This window comes from Peribacillus sp. NJ11 (assembly GCF_030348405.1).
GTDB lineage: Bacteria > Bacillota > Bacilli > Bacillales > DSM-1321 > Peribacillus.
Genome location: NZ_JAUCFO010000001.1, coordinates 3,675,839 through 3,697,582, shown reverse-complemented (window position 1 = coordinate 3,697,582; position 21,744 = coordinate 3,675,839). Strand labels below are relative to the sequence as shown.

The following is a 21,744-nucleotide window of genomic DNA, read 5'->3' as shown; positions in this document are numbered from 1 at the left end:
TGTGCTTCCGCTACTAATCCAAGACCTACTACATGCTTCGGAAAATAAGGATATGTAAGAATAAAGCTGTATGTAAAGTCCTGTAGGATATGTATCAAACCATTATAAAAATTTAGTACTGAACATTTGGGAAATGGATGCTGAATGTGGTTAAATTTTCATTAGAGTCACAATTCATATACCCATCATTACTTTCAATGATCTTTTTACATACGTATAATCCAATTCCGGTTCCTAGCTCTTTTGTTGTGACAAAGGGCTCAAAAATAGATTCGATCAATTCACTGGCAATGGCCGGTCCATTATTAGAGATTCGAATTATTCTTTCATTCGCTTCAATTAAAGAGTTTATCCTCAAAATTCTAGGGTGTTCCCTATCCTTTAAAGCATCAATGGAATTAATGAAAAGATTCAAGAACACTTGTTTTAACCCATCCTTGCTCGCTGTCATGACTAAGTTTGGATATATATCTATTTCCACATTAACGCTGGCATCCACAATATTCGCATAAGTCAGTTCTTGTATTTCTTCAATTAACTTTAATACGGAAATTTCCTCTCTTTGTTCCTCATTAAAATCAGATTTGGAAGTATGGAGGAATTGGGTTATCCTGAAATTCAACTGATTTAATTCATAATCAATGATATCCAAATATTTCAACTCTGGATTCTCCCGCTTTAGTAATTTATTGAACCCCATGATAGCTGTAAGCGGGTTTCGGAACTCATGTACAAAGCTTGATGATATCTGTCCCAGTACCGCTAATTTATCTTTGTGGTTTTCACTTATATAAGACTTTTTTTCCTCAATCACTTCATTTGTAAGATTCGTATATCTCGTTACTGCATGATAGCTGAATGAATCAAAGTGCAAGTTGATGTCATTGATGAATTTCTGCATATAATAAATGGGGATATTGGCCCCAAAAACATTTCTGATTATGATATTTCTCCCTAAATTAATATTATATAGAAAATCCCCGATGTTGATATTTGCTTCAAGGCGTTCTTTTGCAACCTGGTAAGCCAACCTTATCAGCACGTCTTCCGACAATGCCTCCTTGAACGTTTGGATGACCAGTGAGTACATCCCATATCCATTTTCTTTAACTTTTTCTTTGTAGGGGTCTATTTCATTGATCTTAATGGTCTCGTTCCATTCATTTAAAAACAAAGATTCATTTTCTTCCAGATATCGAATCAAAACATTTTTGTACTCCTTATGTTCAGATGACAACTCCATACTATTGACCACACATCCCCTTGCGGAATTTTAGATATTATATCAATAACATCATTCTATATGAGATTTTGATTTCCTGCACTTCATTATTTATTGTTTTGCAGATGAAAAGTAGCTTGTAAGGAGACAAGGTTTGCTGGTCCGCATATAGTTGCTTGCGATAACAAAGAAACGACCAAATCAGGTCAGAGATTTTCATAAAAAGGAAACTCTTCATTCCTGCTTTTTATATCCTAAGAATCTCTTACTTTTTGAAAGTTCATTCCGTATTTTTTCATTTTTCTATAAAGTGTATTTCGGCCGATATCAAGTTGTTTTGCGGCGTTGCTGATATTTCCATTTGTTCGTTCCAAGGCATTCCTGATAAGTTTGGTTTCTTGTTCTCGAAAGTTTCTTGGTTCTCGATCGGCATTTGCCTTTTCTTCAAGTGTAATGGAAGAAACAGGGCAAAGTGCCTCGAGTAAGTCCCTTGTAATCGGACCATTATCAGCTAGGAATGCAGCCTGTCCAAGCACGTTTTGCAATTCACGGAAATTTCCTGGCCACGAATATTCCAAAATGAATGTATTAGCTTCGTGCGTTAATTCGGTATGTTCGCTCTTATAAGCTAAACCTTCTAAAATGTATTCTGCTAACAGTAATAAATCTTTACGACTCCTGAGATTTGGAAGTTTTAACGATAATCCACACAGGCGAAAAAATAGATCGGCACGGAATTCCCCCGCTTCAATTTCTTTTTGTAAGTCTTTGTTTGTGGCGGCAATGACCCTTACATCGATTGGAATGGAATCATGTCCGCCGACACGGGTCACACATCTTTCCTGAAGCACGCGAAGTAGAGTCGCTTGAGCTGGAAGCGGCATGTCCCCGATTTCATCCAAAAACAGGGTTCCGCCATCAGCAGCTTCGAACTTCCCCTTATGTCCGCCGCTTTTTGCGCCAGTAAAGGCACCCTTTTCATACCCGAATAACTCACTTTCCAATAAGTTTTCGGGTATTGCGCTGCAGTTGATCGCGATGAACGGTTTATCGCTTCTTAAGCTAACCCCATGAATGGATTGAGCGAACAGTTCTTTTCCCGTTCCACTTTCTCCAGTGATTAGAAGACTGATATCAAGTGTTGCTGCCCTTTTGGCAATGGATATGGTTTGATTCATTTGTGGATCATTACTGATTATATCGGTAAATTGATATCGATTAGTTAAACCATCATTCAATTTTTGTTTTTTTAACCGTAGGATCACGGAGGACTGATTTTCTATATTTTTACCAAGGGTCTGAACTGTGTATTCCTGGTCTTTTATTGAAATCTTCTGTTCTAAAACAAGCGGGTCTAATCTTGATATTATATTCGGTATCGGTTTTTTCAATGTGCCAATAACTTTGGACGCCGCAATGTTGAGATTTGTAACTTTTCCCTCTTTATCAAGGGTAATTAGAGGATCAGGGTATTGATCATATATAAAATAAAGGTTTTTCTCCCTTTTTTGAGTATGTGACAATAAGAGTGCTTGTTTGATGCTATCAGCCACCCTTTGAACCAGGCTAATGGAAAAAGGATGATAATTCTGTTGATGGCTGCTTAAATTCAAGACACCAAGCAGATGCCCATCAGGGTGATAGATGGGGGAAGCGGCACAAGTAAGGAAATGGTTATCCTGATGAAAGTGTTGATTGCCATGAATCAATACGGGTTTTTTCTCTACAATGGCTGTTCCTATTGCATTTGTCCCTTTTGATTCCTCTAGCCAATTGGCCCCTTTTCTGAGGGAAACATTATCTGCATGCCGAATGAAAGCTGGATCGCCAACTGTTTCGATGATATAACCTTCAGGAGCAGCAAGTAATAAAATGGACTCCAAGCCATTAATCGAGCTATGAACTTCCTCTAAAATGGGGGAAGAATGGTACAGCAGTTCTGCATATTGATCGTGGTATTCGGCCAACTCAAATGCGCCAAGCATATCTTCCTTATCCATCGTGCTAGGCTGAAGTCCTTTTGAATGGCACCGCTTCCATGATTCTTGAATAAATGCCGGAACGGTTCCTTTATCCGCGCTAATATTAATAGACATTGAATAAGTCCTCCCGTATGTAAAATCCAGTAAACGGCCACTGTTTTTCGATTCAATTTCAATTAGGCAACTCTAAACAACCTATAGTTTAAGAGTATTAAGGTTAATCCATATAATTTAATTATAACAGAAAATTCAGATATCCACCAAAATGAAAATTGCCTTTTTGCCAAGTATTAAACGTTTTTGGTCCATACTGGAACACCTAACTGTTCCAAAGTGGAACAGTTAGGTGGCTTCCTTCTATCCAATTCCCTTGATTTTATTGGTTTTTTATTATTGGCATAAGTCTTGCATAATTACATGATGAGTAATTGATTCCTTTTTGATGAGGGGGGAAAGAATCAAGTAAGTCGAAAGCCTTGTATTCCGTTGGGTAGTGTTTTCCTTGCCTACTAGGTCTATTAAGAATAGCTGTGTACCATCAGGACCAAAGAAATCCATATATGCAACAGATCAGCCAAAGAGAAACTTTTATCGAAGACATAAGCATATGCCTGATCCTTTTACTTAGAGAACGCAATTGTCCGGACAGATTTTCATGATCGAACTTTAATATGAAAAGGGGTATTATACATGGAACAAACTATTAAACTTAATCCGCGAGTACAAGAATTCCTAAAGGGCACTAAAAAGCTATTGATTAATGGGGAATTGGTAGAAGCTGCTTCAGGAAAAACCTTTGAGACTCTCGATCCTTCAAATGGCAAGGTTCTGGCCATTGTGAGTGAAGCAGGACCAGAAGATGTAGATAAAGCAGTCAAAGCAGCCCGCAAGGCTTTCGACAACGGTCCCTGGAAAAAAATGAGTGCATCGGAACGCAGTCGCCTCATTTATAAGTTAGCGGACCTAATGGAGAATCATAAAGAGGCGTTAGCACAATTAGATACCCTGGATAATGGTAAGCCAATTGGTGAAACCACTAATGCCGACGTCCCCCTCGCCATTGATCACTTCCGTTATTATGCTGGATGGACCACTAAGATAGTGGGTCAAACAATTCCTGTTGCAGGAAATTACTTTAATTATACCCGTCATGAAGCAGTTGGAGTGGTAGGACAGATCATCCCTTGGAATTTCCCTCTTCTTATGGCGGCATGGAAATTAGGTGCAGCCCTTGCAACCGGATGTACGATCGTTTTAAAACCAGCGGAGCAAACGCCGCTTTCAGCATTATATTTAGGGCAATTGGCGCTTGAAGCCGGTTTTCCTCCTGGCGTTCTTAATGTCATACCTGGATTTGGGGAAACAGCAGGATCACCGCTTGTAGACCATCCTGATGTCGATAAAATTGCCTTTACCGGTTCAACCTCAGTAGGGAAAATGATCATGCGCCAAGCTTCGGGCACTGTGAAAAAAATCTCGTTGGAACTAGGTGGGAAATCACCTAATATCATTTTACCGGATGCAGATATGAGTAAAGCCATTCCTGGTGCTTTGATGGGCATCATGTTTAATCAAGGACAAGTTTGCTGTGCCGGTTCCCGGCTGTATATTCAGAAGAAATCCTATGATAACGTGGTAGCTGACTTAGTGTCCCACGCAAAAAATATTAAACAAGGGGCCGGTCTTGATCCATCAACCCAGATAGGGCCATTGGTTTCCAGTGAACAAATGGAAAGAGTGGGCAGTTATATTGAAAAAGGGAAGTCTGAAGGAGCTGAAGTGGTTACAGGGGGCAATTACGGACAAGGTGAGGGTTATTTTGTAGCACCTACAATATTTGCAGGTGTTGAAGATGAAATGACAATCGCTAAAGAAGAAATCTTCGGTCCTGTTGTAGCTGCCATGCCTTTTGACGATTTGGACGATGTAATAAACCGTGCAAATAACTCTGAATATGGATTGGCCGCTGGTTTATGGACACAAGATGTAAAAAAGGCCCATTATGTGGCTAATGAATTAAAGGCAGGTACAGTTTGGGTAAACTGTTATAACGCCTTCGATGCAGCTTCTCCATTTGGTGGTTATAAACAAAGTGGAATCGGTCGGGAAATGGGCAGTTATGCATTGGATAATTATACGGAAGTTAAAAGTGTATGGATTAACTTAAACTAACAAAAAGAATGATCGCTCCATTTGGCTCAGATATTCCAATTGAAATGCATCTGGATATTGGGAATTAGTCACTCATTCAATTCATGTATTAAAAAAGACATAAGAGCCTGTTTTTGCTTCCTTTAAATATTCGCAAAAGGGTGTCCAAAGTCCGGACTTTGGACACCCTTTCCTTGTTTTGGTAACTTATTCCAGACAAAAAGAAGAGACCTTTCATTTTTGAAAGGTCTCTTTAGGCTAATTACCCATTACGTTCGATTTGCATTTTCTCTTTGTTTGCTTTTTCTTTTTCTATTTTTTGCTGTCTTGAAGTCCCGGCAACCAGGATTCCGATCACTACTATCGCTTCAAATCCATATTTTATGAAGGGATTTGTAAAGTAGTCGTGCATGAAGGGCTCGGCTACGATCATTTTAGCAGCTGTCCAGCCTAGTATTCCCGCACCAATTATTATGATGAATGGGAAGCGTTCGATCAGTTTCAGGATCAAAGTGCTTCCATACATCACTACTGGAATTGATACAAGTAAACCGATTACCACTAAAGTGAAGTTACCATGAGAAGCACCTGCCACAGCTAGGACGTTGTCCAATCCCATCAATGCATCTGCAATAATGATAGTTTTTATGGCAGCCCACATAGAGTCTGCAGGCTTCAAATCATGTTCTTCTTCATCGATAAGGAGCTTATAAGCAATCCATACAAGAAGTAATCCCCCTATTAAATGCAGTCCTGGCACCTCTAAGAGCCAAACAACCAGCAGCGTTGCAATGATCCTTATCACTATTGCCCCGACCGCTCCCCATATTATCACCTTTTTTTGCTGATCTTTTGGAAGCTTTCTTGCAGCCAATCCAATAAGGATCGCATTATCACCGGCAAGAACCAAATCTATCATAATGATCGCTAAAAGTCCTGAAATAAATTCACCTGTTAAAAAATCCAACACATTTTCCTCCTTTATACAAAAATAAAGAGACCTCTGCCATTTATGGCAAAGGTCTCGCTAAGCACTAAATGAATTAGGCCAATAAAGCCGGTGGAATCCCACGTAATGACGACTTTATTTCAGGTTATCCCTGACGCTACTCCCCTTCACGGGAATAAAGAATATGTAATTCTTTTGATATCTTTCCCTTAGGAATCTACCAAGAAAAAATATCACTAATCTAGTATACCAAAAATACAAATAAAATAAAGTAAAAAATAAGAGATTGGAATAATATTCATGAACTTTACCTAGCCCATCACCTTTCAACGGATAATTTCAGTCAATCATCTCTTCTAGTTTTAGGCATAATTCGTTTCCTAGGTTTTTGATATAACCCAAATCCTTCCCCCATAGATATTGATTACTTAAGGTGGCCTCTATCAATTGTAAAAGTGAAATATCTCCACTCTCATAACGAAGCCATTGTTCCCTAAAAAATTCAATTGTCTTTATATCGTCTTTAACGACATATTCTTTACCCGTAAAGCTTTTACCTATATAATTCCCATTCACTTCGTAAACCTTATAAAATCGGATCAGGCCCGAAAAACCACGTACGATGCAGTCAGGCAGGCTACCTTTCGCCTTATAATATTCCTCTAAAGTTGGCAGGAGACGAACCCTGAATTTCGAAATGCTATTCAGTGAAATATCGGCAAGGAGGTGATGTACATAGGGATTCATAAATCGTTCAAGAACGCTTTTCCCATATAGCATCATCTCATTATGAGCAAAAGGTAATGTAGGGATTATTTCCTCTTCGATGGCCATGCTCAAGTATCTGTAGAAATCCGGATGATCGATTGCCTGTTTTACTTCTACCAATCCAGATAAAATGCCTAGAGGAGCCATCAAGGTATGTGAACCATTAAGAATCCGTACTTTTCTCATTTGATAAGGTACTAAATCTTTAACCCAACGCACATTTAATCCGGCTTTTTGTAAAGGTAGACGTTCATCAATAGAAGGGTCACCTTCAATAGCCCATAAATGATAGGGTTCAGCTGTATTTAGGAGAGTATCCTTATATCCCCATTCCTCAAATAGTTTTTCCGACTCATTAGCGGGGAATCCTGTTACGATACGGTCTACAAGCGAGTTTAAAAATAGGTTGTCCCGGTCCACCCACTCCATGAATGGCTTTGGTAAATCCCAATCACTGCCATGCTTGAGAACACATTGCTTCAATGAATCACCATTTCTCTCTAAAAGCTCACAAGGTAGCATGATGAGTCCTTTTTCCGCATCACCGTTAAAATGCAGATAGCGCCGATATAAAAATGCAGTCAGTTTTCCTGGAAAAGATTCAATCGGCACTCCTTCTTCCAAAGGAATCGGCTGATATTTGATTCCTGCTTCGGTCGTGTTGGAAACTACAAATTCCAATGCAGGGTTTTCGGATAATGTTAAAAATTCCATCCATTCATCATAAGGATCAATTACCTTTGAAAAAACGGAAATGATCTCTGGATGTTCCACTTTCTCACCTTGGTGAAAACCCCTTAACATTAATGTATACAGTCCATCTTGCCGCTTTAGTTCCTCTATTTTCCCTTTTCCAGCGGGGCGAGGCTGGGTAACAGCAATACTTCCCAGGAAATGACCTTGTTTATTACATTCATAAATCATCCAATCAAAGAAGCCGCGGAGAAAATTCCCCTCCCCAATCTGCAATACCTTTATGGGAAAATCCATCATATGTTGATTTTGGACAGCTTTTGTATCTTTACTCAGACTCTTCAGGTGACCTTTATTCATGTTCATGACCAAAAAACTCCTTTCTCATAGGAATATCCAATTCGGAGTACAATTTCAAGTGGTTGTCCTTACGACCTGAAACCTTAAACTTATATTTCAACAATGGCCTTGATCACTTTAGATTCAGGAGTTAACCACCCCTCAAATTGATTGATCATTTCATCCATATGTGTGCGGTGTGTAATATACTGACTCATATCCAACTTATCATTTTTCAGCGTTTTTACGACATAGTCAAAGTCATCCCTTGTTGCATTACGGCTTCCCATTAATGTAAGCTCTTTACTGTGGAATTCAGGATCATTAAAGGAAATATCCGCTTTAACCAAACCTACATATATCAACCTTCCGCCGTGAGCAGGGAATTTAAATGAATCCATCATTGATTTAGCATTACCTGTCGCATCAAATACTACGCTTGGCATATCTCCATTTGTCAATTCAGCTAATTTCTCCATTGGATTCTCCAATACGTTCAAAGAATAATCGACATTTGCCCATTTGCCAGCAAACGCAAGGCGTTCATCATTTACATCCATTGCGATCACCTTCGCACCCTGTTTCTTAGCGAATGCCATGACTCCCAAGCCAATTGGACCAGCACCAATTACAAGTGCAAATTCCCCTTTATGAATAGCAGCCCGTCTGACCGCGTGGGCCCCTATACTTAAAGGCTCTATCATTGCCGATTGATCAAGTGTAAGACCCTCGGTTTTCACCAAATGATCATAGGGAACCGTAATCCATTCACACATACCGCCTTCCTTATGTACACCCAACACTTTCATATCTGTACAACAGTTCGTTTTTCCATTTCTGCATGCGATGCATTTTCCACATTCCATATAGGGAATGATCGATACTTGATCCCCGACATTCAATCCTGATGCGTTCTCCGGTATGAATTCAATATAACCGGATAGTTCATGGCCAAGTATTCGAGGATAGCTAAAAAAGGGTTGATTACCTCCATATGCATGAATATCAGTACCGCATATTCCTATGCGCCGCACACGAATCAAAGCTTCCCCCGGGTTTGGAACTGGTTTTTCCGACACGATCATCTTAAATTCAAAAGGTTGTTCACAAACGATAGTCTTCACTGATTAACACTCCTTTTTTATGAGATATGTATTAAAGAATGACTCCTTCTTTAAAGATGCTTATCTCCTTATAACCGAATTTTTCATTATTCGTTTTCTTTTTACCGGATGAAAGTTCAAGGATGTATTGGAATAAATCGTCCTTTAATTCATCGATCTTTTGACCTTCAATTAACCGCCCGGCATTATAATCAATCCAGTGCTTTTTACGCTTGGCCAATTCTGAATTCGTAGCTATTTTTACAGTTGGCACCGGACCGCCAAAAGGTGTTCCCCTTCCTGTGGTGAATAGAACGATATGTGCGCCCGCTGCTGCCAAGGCCGTCACCGAAATCAGGTCATTCCCGGGAGCATTGATCAAATTCAATCCATGCTTCAATACTCGTTCACCATATGGACTTACATCCACTACAGTGGCATGGCCCCCTTTTTGCGTGCATCCAAGTGATTTTTCCTCCAGTGTACTTATGCCGCCCTCCTTGTTTCCAGGTGAAGGGTTTTCATAAATTTCCTGATCATGGCGAATGAAATACTGTTTGAAATCATTAATAAGGCCAACGATTTTATTAAAGGTGTCTTCATCCTTTGCCCTGTTCATTAATATCGTTTCCGCTCCAAACATCTCAGGAACCTCTGTCAATATCGTCGTCCCGCCATGTTCTACTATTAGGTCGGAAACCGCACCAACCAATGGATTAGCGGTAATGCCTGAAAAACCATCGGAACCCCCGCACTTCAAGCCTATTTTCAACTTTGAAACCGGTACGGGCATTCGTACGAACCCTTCCGCATATTCCACTAATTCTCCCATTAAACGTAAGCCGCTCTCTAATTCATCATCAATCTCTTGGGCTTTTAAAAATTTAATTCGATTTGGAGGAAATTCGCCTATTACTTCTTTAAATGCTTCGATTTGATTGTTCTCACATCCTAATCCTACAACCAAAACCCCGGCTGCATTCGGATGTTGAGCCAAGGCCGCTAATAGCTTTTGTGTATGGGTCAAATCATCTCCCAATTGAGAACAACCGTAGGGATGGGAAAAATGATGAACCCCATCAATTTGGCGATCTTTAAACTGCTCATTGCCCATTTTAGCGAGAACTTCACATGTTTTATTGATGCAACCGACCGTGTTGATGATCCAGATTTCATTCCGGATACCCACTTCCCCATTTTCACGGATAAATCCTTGGAAGGTATGATTTTGACTTGGCTCTTCTGTATCTTGAATGCTGGGTTTATAGGAATAATCCAATATACCCTGCAAACCGGATGCTAGATTATGGGTGTGAACCCAATCCCCTATGGAGATATCTTCTTTAGCTTTTCCGATCGAGTAGCCAAATTTGATTACGTCCCCCCCTCGTTTTACCGGTTTCACTGACATCTTATGCCCTTTAGGAATGTCGTCACTTGCCTTTATATGGATCATACCGCTGTCTTCTGTTTGAATCTGGAGGCTCTGTCCTTTATGAATCTCCTCCAAGGAAATAACCACATCATCATTTGAATGCAATTGAACAAATTTATTCATTTTGTCCCCTCCTTATCATGGGAGATGACGTTCAAAGAGCAAACGTCAATACGTTTAGAAAGCCCTTTCATTTTTGTGTTTAAATATATTTTCTCTATTGAATCTATTATCATTTTAACATCAATATTTGAAATATAAATTGCATATTTTGCTATAAATATACTCATTCTTGTTGTATTATATTTTCAGGAGCTGAACGAAATGAAAAAAACCCATAATCCATTAGAACATGATTTACTCTTCCCATTTTCTTTTGTCTATCAAGATACTAAAAGTCCTCAGACTGAATTGTCAGATCATATGCACGACCATTATGAAATTGTTTATGTTTATAACGGTAAGGGTACCTTTTTTATCGGTGATGTGTTTTATGATATGCAGCAAGGGGATGTATTCCTAATCCCGAATAATACCATTCATAGGGCATTACCCAACAAGGACGATCCTGTTACATCCACCATTATCTTTTTCAGTCCAACATTAATATATAAAGATATGGTTGATGATTCTTTTTCATATTTACATTTGTTTGACCTAACAAAAAAGAGTAAGAATTATAAAATATCTTTGCCGCAAAAGAAACAAGTAAAGATCGAAGAACAGCTCCACCTCATCCTGCAAGAGTCAACTAGCCATTCAATGGGTTCGAGACATGCTTGTTTGCTGGTCGTTCACCAAATCATACTTGATTTATACCGTACCCGGATAAATGACAAACAAGATTTTACTGAAGGCAAAAGCTATAGCTCAGAATGGATCAAAGATATTTTAATTTATATTAATGACCATTTGGGTGAACCATTATCTTTGACGGTACTTGCACACAAAGCATTGGTCAGTCCCGCTCATTTCAGCAGAGTTTTTAAGGAAACGACTGGAATTGGGTTAATCGTGTATTTAAATACGAAAAGGATCATCAAGGCAAAGGAACTATTACTGGAAACGAATCACACCATTGCCAATATTGCTGAAATGTGTGGTTTTGAAAGTATGCCCCAATTTTATCGTACCTTTAAAAAATACAATGATAAGACACCTGCTGCATTTCGCAAAGAAAATCGAATGGGCTAGGATGGTAAAATTCATGTCTGATAAACATGGAAAAATATCGATCGATTAAAAATAGAAGTGTCTTCCCTTGATATATCCTTTGGGAGACACTTCCATTCTAACAATCTATTACGCAGGCTTTCCTATCGGTTGTACAAAACGGATGACTGCAAGCGATGCAACGATGGCCAATCCACCTGCAAGCAAGAATGCAACTGTGTATGTGCCTGAGGTATCGACAATATATCCTGTTAAAGTCGGTCCGATGATACCTGCTGTATTTGCCAAGAAGTGCATAAAACCTCCAACAGATCCAACATTACCAGGGTCGACAACATCGTTGACGATTGCCCAGTAAATGGCACCAGTCAAATATAGGAAGAAGACGGAAAGTGCGACAAGTGTAACCGCACTGAGCGTTGTGGATACAAGTCCGGCAAAACCGATACATACCGCCGATAAGAACAAACATGTTACAAGTACGAGCTTACGTGAGAATAAAACACCTTTTTGAGCGAATTTTTTAAAAAAGAAATCCGACACGAATCCGCCCAAAGCAAGTCCGATGAATCCAAAAATCCAAGGAATCACTGTAATGATACTCATATTTTCTACACTTAGGCCGCGTGCATCCACCAAATAGCTTGGGAACCAAGTTAAGAAAAAGAAGAGAATATAGTTGTAAGAAAAAAAGGCTAGAGCTGTAAATAAAACCGTTTTTTGTTTTAAATAAAAGGTGAATTTCACCTTTTCTTCCGATGTTGCCGCTACATAAGATTTCCCCGTAAGTTTCTGTTCTTTTGACTCTTCTGGTTTTTCTTTAATGAATTTCCACCAGCAAATCGCCCATATAAGACCAATTACCATAATGGCAATGAAAGAAACTCTCCATCCATATGAGATCGCAATAAATCCAACTATTGGACCTGCAATTGCGCCACCAAGCGGTGTCCCGCTATTCGTTAAACCAACGACAGATGCCCGCTGATTCGCTGGGAACCAGTTATTCACCATTTTATTGATTGTTGCCGAAAGAGGGCCTTCGCCCATCCCAAACAGTATGCGGATGACTATCATACTCGCAAAACCGACAGCAAGTACAAGTGCACCACTGAATAAAGACCAAACGATCATCGCAACAAAAAGCGTTAGCTTCGCACCCCATCTATCGGACGCCATTCCTCCAAGGAAGTTGAAGATGGCATATCCAACAGAAAAGCTACTAAAGATAATTCCCATCTGTGTTGCAGTTAAAGATAAATCATCTTGAATGAACGGAGCCGCAATGGACAGTGCAGATCGGTCCAGATAATTTATTACCCCTGCCAAGAACAAGAAAACGATGACCATTCCTCTACCATTTGAAAACATAAAGTACCCCCCTATACGCTTCAATAAATGCAGCCGCATTTTTGGAAACGTTTCCATTTAATAACCAAGAGTAAAGCCTATATGACCTATAACTAAATCGGTTTAGAATTCCCGCAATTAAGCGTTTTCTTTTTCACAGGAATTCTTACATCCGTTTCTAGCAAGAATTCCTTGAAAGCAAAGTCGGTTTCAAGCGATGGACACTTGTATCCTCATTTCCTGTTTTATTGATTTGACTAAGCAGTAACTCTGCTGCCAAGTTGGCCATTTCAATGGCTGGCTGATTAACCGTTGTAATGGTCGGTGTATAGAAACTGGCATACGGGACATCATCGATTCCTATGACCGCTATGTCATCAGGTATGTTGATTTCGTGCTGTTTCATATAACGCAATACCTCATTAAGGACGATATCATTTCCTGCCAATATGGCTTGAGGCGGCTTTTCCAATTCGAAAAATTCTGAAAGTGCATTCGGAATTTCATCTACGTTCACTGTTTTAATATATTCAGAATTGAATGGTATCCCATGTGACGCGAGTGAATCCTTGTACCCTTGGATCCGTTCGATTCGGGGACTGATATCGCGTATTATTGAAGTGGTCATGATTGCAATGTTTTCAAAACCCCTTTCAACAAACCGGTCAATGGCTAACTTGGAAGCAAGGTGATTATCGAGCATGACTGTTGCAATATTTAATTCCTCGATCGTCCTATCCATGAAAACAATCGGAAATTGATCACTCTTCATCCGTTTATATAAATCCAGATTATCCCCTGTGGGAAAAATGATGATCCCATCCACTTGTTTAGCTCTTAGCATTTCAATATAATTCTTTTCCTTTTCAGGATTGTCATCTGCATTGCATACGATAATATGGAACCCTTGTTCATAAAAGTAGTTTTCTATAGCTCTAATAACTTGCGTTGAAAACGTATGAAGGATGTTGGCAACCACTACCCCAACTGTAAAAGTGGATTTTTGTTTTAAACTGCGCGCAATTATATTAGGCTGATAGTTTAACTCTTCTATAGTTTCTTCAATTTTTTTCCTGGTTTTTTCACTCATATATTCGTATCGCTTGTTCAGGTATTGGGAAACCGTGCTTTTTGATACTTTCGCGTGATTGGCGACATCAGTAATTGTAATGGTTTTCATTTTCATTCATTCCTGTCGTGTGATTTCATTTCTCTGCCTAAAGCCATAAAACAATATGGCTTATTTATATAAGGAATATTCTATTATAATAAGTAAAGCTTTACAATCACCTTCTGATGCAGTAAAAAAGTCAATTTCCCCTACCCTCGAACTAATTGAACTAATGTACAATCGGTCACTTGAATGCTTTTTTATTGGAACTGAATTCAGACGCCTGAGTATGCCATGAAGCCCCCATCGACAGGTACCGTTATTCCCGTGACAAAACCCGAATAGGATTCATCAACGAGCCACAGCAAAGTACCGAGTAAATCTTCAGGCTGACCAAAACGCTTCATTGGTGTCGCGGTAATGATTTTATTAGACCTATCTGTCATGCTGCCATCTTCGTTAAGCAACAGATCCCGGTTTTGCTTCGTCAAAAAGAATCCCGGAGCAATGGCATTCACCCGTAAACCCTCTTCGGCAAAATGGACAGCCATCCACATGGTGAAATTATTTATCGAAGCTTTGGCAGCACTATATGCTGGTACTTTAGTCATTGGAGCGTAGGAGCTCATGGAAGATACGTTTACGATAACTGGTGCTTCCACTTGCAATAACTCTTTTCCAAAAACCTGACTGGCCAAAAATGTACCGGTGAAATTGCTGGCAAAAACTTGAGAGAAACCATTTTCATCCAAATCAAAAAAGGATTTTCCTTCCGCTTCTTCCCCATATTTCTCTGGAGCTGTAATGGCATCAAGGTGATTGCCTCCCGCTCCATTTATTAATAGATCAACTCTACCGAATGTTTCTATTATTTTCTCCCTTGCATTCTCCAATGAAGTTCTATCCAAAACGTCTGTCGCGATGGATATCGCAGCGCCCCCTGATTGTTCAATGAGTTCGACCACTTCTTGCCCTTTTTCAGCCGTTCTATTCAATATCGCTACCTTGACACCATGACGAGCCAATTCCACAGCCATTTTGGAACATAATACACCACTGCCTCCAGTGATTACCGCTACCCTGTTTGTTAGGTTTTCATGGATGGGAATCATGATTTTTCACCTAATTTAGTAGCTTCATATGCATCCCATAAACCTAGCAAATACATGATTCCCAGTGCTCTGTCATATAAACCGTAACCTGGGCGGCAAACTTCTCCCCAAATATGGCGGCCGTGGTCCGGTCTGACATAACCCGTATAATTTTGCTTATTCAATTCTTCCACGACACCCTGTATATTGATGGTACCATCTTGAGTATGATGGGACGTTTCCACAAAGTCACCGTTTTCATAAATCTTCACATTGCGTATATGGGAGAAAGGTGCACGGTTTGCATACTTTTTAGCTACTTGGACCATATCATTTTTTGGGTTTGCCCCCATCGAGCCTGTACACATGGTAAACGCATTCGACGGCGAATCCGAAATCGAGATCAGTTTTTCATAACTCGATTCTCCGGTGATGATTCTTGGCAAGCCAAAAATGGACCATGGCGGATCATCAGGATGTATTGCCATTTTTATACCGCAAGCCTCGGCAACAGGTAATATTTCTTTAAGGAATATTTCAAGATTCGCCCATAGCTGCTCTTCGTCAACAGTCTTGTAAGCTTCGAATAATTCAGAAATTTGATCCATCTTTTCGGGTTCCCAACCGGGTAAAGTTAAATCTGAAGCTTCGGTTACAGTACGAATTAAATCTTGCGGATCTAACGTATCCACTTTCGCCTTTTCATAAAATAAGGCAGTTGAGCCATCTTCCAAAGGATGGAACATTTCCGTCCGAGTCCAATCAAAGATCGGCATGAAGTTATAACAAATGACTTTCACTCCGGCTTCCGAAAGATTGCGAATCGTCTCTTTGTATTTCTCTATATATATCATGCGATCTTCGTTACCCAATTTTATCGATTCATGGACATTTACACTCTCCACGACATCCGTGTGAAAACCAAATGATTGGATATACTCGATTTCTTCTTTAATTTCTTCCTTTTCCCATACCTCACCAACAGGTTTTTGGTGTAGTGCCCAGACAATCCCTTTCACTCCAGGAATCTGTTTAATGTGCTCCAATGAAACAGTATCATTGTCTTTCCCGTACCATCTAAATGTAATGTTCATCATGCACCTCCATCATTCCGCAATTATCTGCATGTATTTTCTGCTTAACTCCACTGCTGCCTCATAGCCGCCATTCTTATAGGCTTTGTTCAAGTCACTGCCGATACCGATTGATACCGCGCCTGCATTCAGCCAGTCCTTCATATTGTCCAAATTAATTCCGCCGGTTGGCATGATCCTTACATTGGGCAGGGGACCATTAACCGACTTGATGAAAGAAGGTTCAAAATGGTTTGCCGGAAATAATTTTAAAACATCACAACCTGCTTCCAATGCCATAGCCATTTCTCTAACTGTCATGCAACCAGGCATATAGGGAATGCCATATCGATTACAAAGCTCAGCAACACCATTGACAAAATAGGGACTGACGATAAAATTGGCACCAGCTAAAATCGCATGTCGTGCCGTTTCAGAATCCAGTACCGAGCCTGCTCCTAAAAGTGCATTCGTATTCTGTAATTCTTTGAAAGCTTCTTCAATTCCCGGTGTTGTGTAAGTCAATTCGATTGCCCGAACACCGCCATCCACAGCTGCTTTCGAAAGTTGAACTGCCTCCCCTGCATCTTGCCCACGGATAACAGCCACTATTTTCGTTTCCGTTATTCGATGAATAATTGAATGTTTATCCATAACTCCTACCCCCTTAATTAAAAACGATGATCGCTTTTCGAACTTGTTCTGGATGATTTTCAACAAAATTAAATGCCTCTTGGATATCATCGAGTGAAAATGTATGGGTAACTAAACCTTCATGTCTTAGTCTGCCTTCATTTAACAGCTTGACCACTTTTGGGAACTGGTTGGTTTGCAATCTTGATCCTTTTACCGATACTTCCTTTTTAGTGATTGGCAGCTGGGAAACGGATGCAGGACGTTCATCAAAACCCAGTACGACAATCCGGCCAGCCGTTGATACGACATCGAATGACAATTCAAATGTCATCGGCAAGCATACTGCATCAATGACGACGTTGGCCCCTTCGCCCTTCGTCCATTCCTGTACTCGCTTTTGAACATCTTCTTTTCCCGCATGGACGGTAATATCGGCGCCGCTTTCTTTAGCGAATTCCAAACGCTCATCACTTAAATCCGTGATCATCACTGATGCGCCTTGAAGCTTTGCCATCTTTAATATGCAAATTCCAATAGGGCCTGCTCCTTGGATAAGCACTGTTTCCCCTTCCTCCACTTCGCCTCTCCAAACGGCCTGTGCGCCAATTGTATAAGGCTCAGCCAATACTATTTCTTCCCAAGCTAAAGCGGAATCCACAACATGTAATTGTTTCTCGGGAAGGACGAACCATTCCCTCATCCCACCATCTTCATGCACGCCAAAAACGGACAGTTTTTCACAAACATTTTGGCGACCTTTACGGCAAGCGTAACACTCCCCACAATAACTGATTGGCTCAATAACAACGTGGTCCCCCACTTTTATGCCCGCGACACCTTGACCTATCTCCACAACTTCTCCCGCTACCTCATGCCCAACTACCCGCGGCAGAGTTGCAAGGGGATTCGTACCATGGTAAATATGCATATCCGATCCACAGATCCCGACCCTTTTTACTTTCACAAGTACATCCGTTGAGTTCGAAATCCGGGGTTTTTCCACTTCTTGAATGATAAGTTCATGAGCTTTACGTACTTGAACCGCTTTCATTTCTTCCACCTACTTTGTAAGAAATTCATAAACACTTGCAGCTATCGTTATACCTTGTTTCAGGTTTTTTTCTTCATTGATTTGTTCAATCTCACCAGGTACATATACGCGTTCAAACCCTGGAGCAGGTTCAACCTGTTGCAGTTCTTCAATCATATGATCCATTTGTCCTAAAAATATATCGGTATCCGTAAAGAACGAAGGATTAATTACACAAAAATAGTGTCCCAGCTTTCGTTTCTTATCAAGATCGTCGTACATTTTCCCAATGTGCGGACCAAATGCCGCGCCTGCCAATAATCCAGAAAACACATCTACAATTACGGATAGACCATAGCCTTTCGGGCCGCCGAAAGTGGAAAGGGAAACGACTTTATTCGGGTCTGTGACCGCGGCTCCATTTTCATCCACTCCCCATCCTTCAGGGATTTCCTTTTCTTCTTCACGCGCCTGAAGGATTTTCCCCCATGCAACATGGGAGGTTGCCATATCAAGGATAAAGGGTTTCTTTGTTTTAGCAGGAACTCCATAAGCGATAGGGTTTGTACCAAGAAATGAGGTTTTTCCTCCAAAAGGGACCACAATTTTATCGGTATGTGACATCGCAATGCCTATCAACTTTGCATCAGTGGCTTTTTGAACGAAATAGCTTAGTGCTCCGCAATGGCTGCTATTAAAAACAGTCACCATGCCCACTCCGTTATTCCGGGCCATTTCAATCGCATGGTCCATGGCCACTTCGCCAATGACATGCCCAAATCCATCATCTCCATCAACTACACCGGTAACAGGCCCTGTCTTTTGGAAGGAAATCTGTGCATCGGGATTTATACCTCCTGCCAGTAAACGGTTTACATAATGCTCCGTTCGCAAAACACCATGGGAATTGACATTTCTTAGATCGGCATGAACCAATACCTCCGCGATTTTTCCGGCATTTTCTTCATTTAAACCCACTTTGGTCAGTTGTTTTATGACTAATCGTTTTGCTTCCTCAGCTTGTATCGTTACTGTTGTCATTTTATCCCCTCATTGCTTTCAGTCTTCTATCTTTCAATAACAGCCTCATTCTGTATGAAAGGCATTACTTCATCTAAATATGGTAATCCTTCATTGTCCCCTGAAACAGTTGTGACAAGAGCTCCTACACCATTAGCGAATGTCAATCTTTCATCGATGGATAGGCCATGAAGATATCCGTATATATAACCGGCATCATAACCATCCCCCGCTCCAACAGTATCTACCGGTCTAACAGGGAAGGCTTCTTTTTCATGCCATTCCCTTTTTGTATATAGTTTTGAACCATGTTTCCCGTCTTTGATGACAAGCTGATCAATATCATTCAGTTTTGCGAATTCCGCCAATGATTCTTGAGTGTCATTTCCGGTGATCAATTTTATTTCATCTAAACCTGTAAGCAAAATATCCACATATGGGAAAAGATCGAAATAAACCGATCTCGCTTCCTCGATGGACCATAGTTTCAATCGGATATTCGGATCAAACGAAACAGGGATATTTTTTTGTTCCGCTATTTCCATCACCCTTTTGGCAATATCCACATTTTTGGGGTCTATAGCCAAGAAAACTCCAGTAAGATGGACTATATCAATCGCTTCAAACATCTTCTCCGTTATATCTTCCGGCTTTAAAGTCAGAATGGGAGATTGATAACGGTAATAAAATGTCTTTCCGGAACCATCCTCCCGTATTTCTTTAAAGTTAATGGATGTTGGATATCCATCTACATAGGCAACATCACTCATGTCCACGCCTTCCCCGCGTGCGAAATTATATATGACTCTACCGAACTCGTCCTTGCCTAAACGGCTTAACCATTTTGCCCTCATGCCAAGCCTTGCACAGCCAATCGCAAAATTGAGTTCAGCGCCTCCTACTTTTCGCTCAAAACGGGTAACAAATCTTAAAGGTCCTGTTTCTTCCGGATTTAGCGTAATCATGGCGTCGCCGAGCGTTAAAACACCATATTTTGATGACAATACAGTACCTCCTTCTTTCGAACAATCAAGTAAAAAATAAAACATGTGATCACACTAAATCGATTTAGTTCATTACTAAACCGGTTTGGTAAATCATAAGGAAATTGTAAATGAAAACCCTACCAAAAACAATAGAAAAGTTTGATAATTTGTAATTTTATTTTTATTCGACCTATTTCCGTGCATATTTCAGCTTAAACCATGGTAAATATCCATATTACGTAAAATCGGTATTGGATTTTTAATTGATTATCAGTTTCTGATTTTTTATCCTGGATATCTTATTAAAATTTTACTCTTTGCTATTAATTTGGAGTAAGTTGTATAATATATCAATTGTTAAATAAGTTTGAAAGGTTGTTTTGAATGAGTTTTGTGAAAATTTACATCTTACTTACGGGAATTATGATCACATGGGGATTGAACGTTTCAGTTATTAAAATTTTAGTTGCGAATACACAGCCCGTAACAATAACATCTTTGAGAATTTTTACAGCTTCCCTTGTAGTCATTATTATCCTTTTCTTTCTTGGTCTAATACGTCTTCCTAAAAAAAGTGAACTTTTTTACGTTTTTGGAGGAGCACTCTTGAGTGTCGTTTTTCATCATTATTTTTTAGCTGAGGGATTAACGAAGACTTCCGCTTCGAATGCTGGGCTGATTTTGGGTATGGGTCCTATTTTGACAGTCATATTGACTATGATATTCTTTCGCAAAAAGCCCACATTAATCCGGCTTCTTGGCTTTATATGCGGTGCGTTAGGAGTGAGTTTTACCGTTATGGCAGGAAGTGGAGGAATACAGTCTATTAATCTGGGGGACATTGATATTTTGCTTTCAATTCTGTCACAGGCGTTAAGTTTCATTCTTATTAATAAAGCATCCAAAACAATGGATCCACGATTATTAACCGGCTACATGATGCTGATCGGGTCTTTTATCCTTTTTGCCATCAGCTTATGGAAAGAACCTGATGGCTTATCTTCACTGGCAACTGCACCGCATTCCATCTGGGGAGCTTTCTTTTTCTCCGCTATTTTTGCCACTGCCCTTGGGCACATGGGCTATAATTATGCAATTGGTCAGGTAGGCGCAGCCGAATCATCCATTTTTCTTAACTTAAACACTTTATTCTCTCTGTTAGGGGCAGCATTTTTCCTTAATGAAGCCATAGTGCCTGCACACTTCATTGGACTGATCTTCATTGTTTCAGGTGTATTGCTGGGCTCCGGGGCAATGGAAATTTGGATTCTTCAAAGGAAAAATAAAGGGATATCTGCCTAGCGGGAACCGCATTACCTAGTTTCCGAATCTTTTCCTATGACACTACTATCCTTATTAAAAAAAGGAATTGTAGTGTCATAGGTTTTTTTATACATGTACAATCGCGTATTTACTATGATACCGGCCAAACAAACCAATGTATGAACAAGTCCATTGTAGTGTCCCCATTTGCACAAGCCTTTTGTTAGCTGTGCCATCCAACTTTTGTTGCAGCAAACCCGACTTGAACGGAAACCAACGAGACCATATCCCCCTTATTTCAACCAAGAGAAACCTCCTCGGAAACATATTGTGAACTTAATAAAAAAAGAGACTGTCTATGCGTTACAG

At 40.1% G+C, this 21,744-nt stretch carries 18 protein-coding genes; 3 read left to right on the top strand and 15 right to left on the bottom strand.

The annotated features are described in order from the left end of the window. Positions 1 to 112: 112 nt before the first annotated feature. Complete coding sequence (locus QUF86_RS18290; RefSeq protein WP_289335125.1) at positions 113 to 1,204, bottom strand: histidine kinase N-terminal domain-containing protein; 1,092 nt, start codon at positions 1,202 to 1,204, stop codon at positions 113 to 115. A gap of 272 nt (positions 1,205 to 1,476) precedes the next feature. Next, complete coding sequence (locus QUF86_RS18285) at positions 1,477 to 3,318, bottom strand: sigma-54-dependent Fis family transcriptional regulator (protein WP_289316219.1); 1,842 nt, start codon at positions 3,316 to 3,318, stop codon at positions 1,477 to 1,479. 576 nt (positions 3,319 to 3,894) lie between these two features. On the opposite strand from QUF86_RS18285, the gene QUF86_RS18280 reads away from it, so the two are divergent. Continuing rightward, positions 3,895 to 5,376 carry an aldehyde dehydrogenase family protein gene (locus QUF86_RS18280; protein WP_289335124.1) on the top strand — a complete coding sequence of 494 codons (1,482 nt, stop codon included), beginning with the start codon at positions 3,895 to 3,897 and terminating at the stop codon, positions 5,374 to 5,376. A gap of 241 nt (positions 5,377 to 5,617) precedes the next feature. On the opposite strand, the gene QUF86_RS18275 is transcribed toward QUF86_RS18280, so the two are convergent. From QUF86_RS18275 to QUF86_RS18260, 4 genes are all read right to left on the bottom strand, one after another. Next, positions 5,618 to 6,322 carry a TerC family protein gene (locus tag QUF86_RS18275; protein ID WP_289316217.1) on the bottom strand — a complete coding sequence of 235 codons (705 nt, stop codon included), beginning with the start codon at positions 6,320 to 6,322 and terminating at the stop codon, positions 5,618 to 5,620. 321 nt (positions 6,323 to 6,643) lie between these two features. Next, positions 6,644 to 8,131 carry a tagaturonate reductase gene (locus QUF86_RS18270; RefSeq protein WP_289335123.1) on the bottom strand — a complete coding sequence of 496 codons (1,488 nt, stop codon included), beginning with the start codon at positions 8,129 to 8,131 and terminating at the stop codon, positions 6,644 to 6,646. A gap of 83 nt (positions 8,132 to 8,214) precedes the next feature. Further along, positions 8,215 to 9,228, bottom strand: coding sequence for a zinc-binding alcohol dehydrogenase family protein (locus tag QUF86_RS18265; RefSeq protein WP_289335122.1), 1,014 nt, complete (start codon positions 9,226 to 9,228; stop codon positions 8,215 to 8,217). Positions 9,229 to 9,259: 31 nt separating this feature from the next. Then, the gene (locus QUF86_RS18260) at positions 9,260 to 10,765 is read right to left on the bottom strand and encodes a UxaA family hydrolase (protein ID WP_289335121.1); all 1,506 of its coding nucleotides are present in this window, start codon (positions 10,763 to 10,765) and stop codon (positions 9,260 to 9,262) included. Positions 10,766 to 10,966: 201 nt separating this feature from the next. Here QUF86_RS18260 and QUF86_RS18255 point away from each other — a divergent pair, with 201 nt between their 5' ends. Continuing rightward, complete coding sequence (locus QUF86_RS18255) at positions 10,967 to 11,836, top strand: AraC family transcriptional regulator (RefSeq protein WP_289335120.1); 870 nt, start codon at positions 10,967 to 10,969, stop codon at positions 11,834 to 11,836. Positions 11,837 to 11,944: 108 nt separating this feature from the next. Here QUF86_RS18255 and QUF86_RS18250 read toward each other — a convergent pair whose 3' ends face one another. The 8 genes from QUF86_RS18250 to QUF86_RS18215 all read right to left on the bottom strand — a co-directional run bounded on the left by QUF86_RS18250 (position 11,945) and on the right by QUF86_RS18215 (position 20,130). Beyond that, positions 11,945 to 13,186, bottom strand: a complete 1,242-nt coding sequence (locus QUF86_RS18250; protein ID WP_289316212.1) for an MFS transporter — start codon at positions 13,184 to 13,186, stop codon at positions 11,945 to 11,947. Between the two features lie 157 nt (positions 13,187 to 13,343). Then, a complete protein-coding gene (locus QUF86_RS18245; protein ID WP_289316211.1) occupies positions 13,344 to 14,345 on the bottom strand; it encodes a LacI family DNA-binding transcriptional regulator in 1,002 nt (333 codons plus the stop codon). 206 nt (positions 14,346 to 14,551) lie between these two features. Then, a complete protein-coding gene (locus tag QUF86_RS18240; protein WP_289335119.1) occupies positions 14,552 to 15,388 on the bottom strand; it encodes an SDR family oxidoreductase in 837 nt (278 codons plus the stop codon). Continuing rightward, the gene (gene uxuA / locus QUF86_RS18235) at positions 15,385 to 16,461 is read right to left on the bottom strand and encodes a mannonate dehydratase (RefSeq protein WP_289335117.1); all 1,077 of its coding nucleotides are present in this window, start codon (positions 16,459 to 16,461) and stop codon (positions 15,385 to 15,387) included. Before uxuA ends, QUF86_RS18240 begins: the two co-directional genes overlap by 4 nt. Before the next feature lie 12 nt (positions 16,462 to 16,473). Further along, positions 16,474 to 17,094 (bottom strand): bifunctional 2-keto-4-hydroxyglutarate aldolase/2-keto-3-deoxy-6-phosphogluconate aldolase, encoded by a 621-nt coding sequence (locus QUF86_RS18230; RefSeq protein ID WP_289335116.1) that lies wholly within the window; start codon positions 17,092 to 17,094, stop codon positions 16,474 to 16,476. 13 nt (positions 17,095 to 17,107) lie between these two features. After that, on the bottom strand, positions 17,108 to 18,127 hold the full coding sequence (locus tag QUF86_RS18225) for a zinc-binding alcohol dehydrogenase family protein (protein WP_289335115.1): 1,020 nt from the start codon (positions 18,125 to 18,127) through the stop codon (positions 17,108 to 17,110). A 9-nt stretch (positions 18,128 to 18,136) separates the two neighbouring features. Then, the gene (gene allD, locus QUF86_RS18220) at positions 18,137 to 19,147 is read right to left on the bottom strand and encodes an ureidoglycolate dehydrogenase (protein ID WP_289316206.1); all 1,011 of its coding nucleotides are present in this window, start codon (positions 19,145 to 19,147) and stop codon (positions 18,137 to 18,139) included. A 26-nt stretch (positions 19,148 to 19,173) separates the two neighbouring features. Further along, positions 19,174 to 20,130, bottom strand: coding sequence for a sugar kinase (locus QUF86_RS18215; RefSeq protein WP_289335114.1), 957 nt, complete (start codon positions 20,128 to 20,130; stop codon positions 19,174 to 19,176). Between the two features lie 366 nt (positions 20,131 to 20,496). Here QUF86_RS18215 and QUF86_RS18210 point away from each other — a divergent pair, with 366 nt between their 5' ends. Further along, positions 20,497 to 21,414, top strand: a complete 918-nt coding sequence (locus tag QUF86_RS18210) for a DMT family transporter (RefSeq protein ID WP_289335113.1) — start codon at positions 20,497 to 20,499, stop codon at positions 21,412 to 21,414. A gap of 87 nt (positions 21,415 to 21,501) precedes the next feature. Here QUF86_RS18210 and QUF86_RS18205 read toward each other — a convergent pair whose 3' ends face one another. Continuing rightward, positions 21,502 to 21,681, bottom strand: a complete 180-nt coding sequence (locus QUF86_RS18205; RefSeq protein ID WP_289335112.1) for a hypothetical protein — start codon at positions 21,679 to 21,681, stop codon at positions 21,502 to 21,504. Between the last annotated feature and the right edge of the window lie 63 nt (positions 21,682 to 21,744).

Excerpts from the sequence above, each read along its gene's own strand:
- QUF86_RS18245 (WP_289316211.1), bottom strand. The coding sequence starts at position 14,345 with ATGAAAACCATTACAATTACTGATGTCGCCAATCACGCGAAAGTATCA.
- QUF86_RS18210 (WP_289335113.1), top strand. The coding sequence starts at position 20,497 with ATGAGTTTTGTGAAAATTTACATCTTACTTACGGGAATTATGATCACA.
- QUF86_RS18285 (WP_289316219.1), bottom strand. The coding sequence starts at position 3,318 with ATGTCTATTAATATTAGCGCGGATAAAGGAACCGTTCCGGCATTTATT.
- allD (WP_289316206.1), bottom strand. The coding sequence starts at position 19,147 with ATGACAACAGTAACGATACAAGCTGAGGAAGCAAAACGATTAGTCATA.
- QUF86_RS18250 (WP_289316212.1), bottom strand. The coding sequence starts at position 13,186 with ATGTTTTCAAATGGTAGAGGAATGGTCATCGTTTTCTTGTTCTTGGCA.
- QUF86_RS18255 (WP_289335120.1), top strand. The coding sequence starts at position 10,967 with ATGAAAAAAACCCATAATCCATTAGAACATGATTTACTCTTCCCATTT.
- uxuA (WP_289335117.1), bottom strand. The coding sequence starts at position 16,461 with ATGAACATTACATTTAGATGGTACGGGAAAGACAATGATACTGTTTCA.
- QUF86_RS18240 (WP_289335119.1), bottom strand. The coding sequence starts at position 15,388 with ATGATTCCCATCCATGAAAACCTAACAAACAGGGTAGCGGTAATCACT.
- QUF86_RS18260 (WP_289335121.1), bottom strand. The coding sequence starts at position 10,765 with ATGAATAAATTTGTTCAATTGCATTCAAATGATGATGTGGTTATTTCC.
- QUF86_RS18225 (WP_289335115.1), bottom strand. The coding sequence starts at position 18,127 with ATGAAAGCGGTTCAAGTACGTAAAGCTCATGAACTTATCATTCAAGAA.
- QUF86_RS18230 (WP_289335116.1), bottom strand. The coding sequence starts at position 17,094 with ATGGATAAACATTCAATTATTCATCGAATAACGGAAACGAAAATAGTG.
- QUF86_RS18280 (WP_289335124.1), top strand. The coding sequence starts at position 3,895 with ATGGAACAAACTATTAAACTTAATCCGCGAGTACAAGAATTCCTAAAG.
- QUF86_RS18270 (WP_289335123.1), bottom strand. The coding sequence starts at position 8,131 with ATGAACATGAATAAAGGTCACCTGAAGAGTCTGAGTAAAGATACAAAA.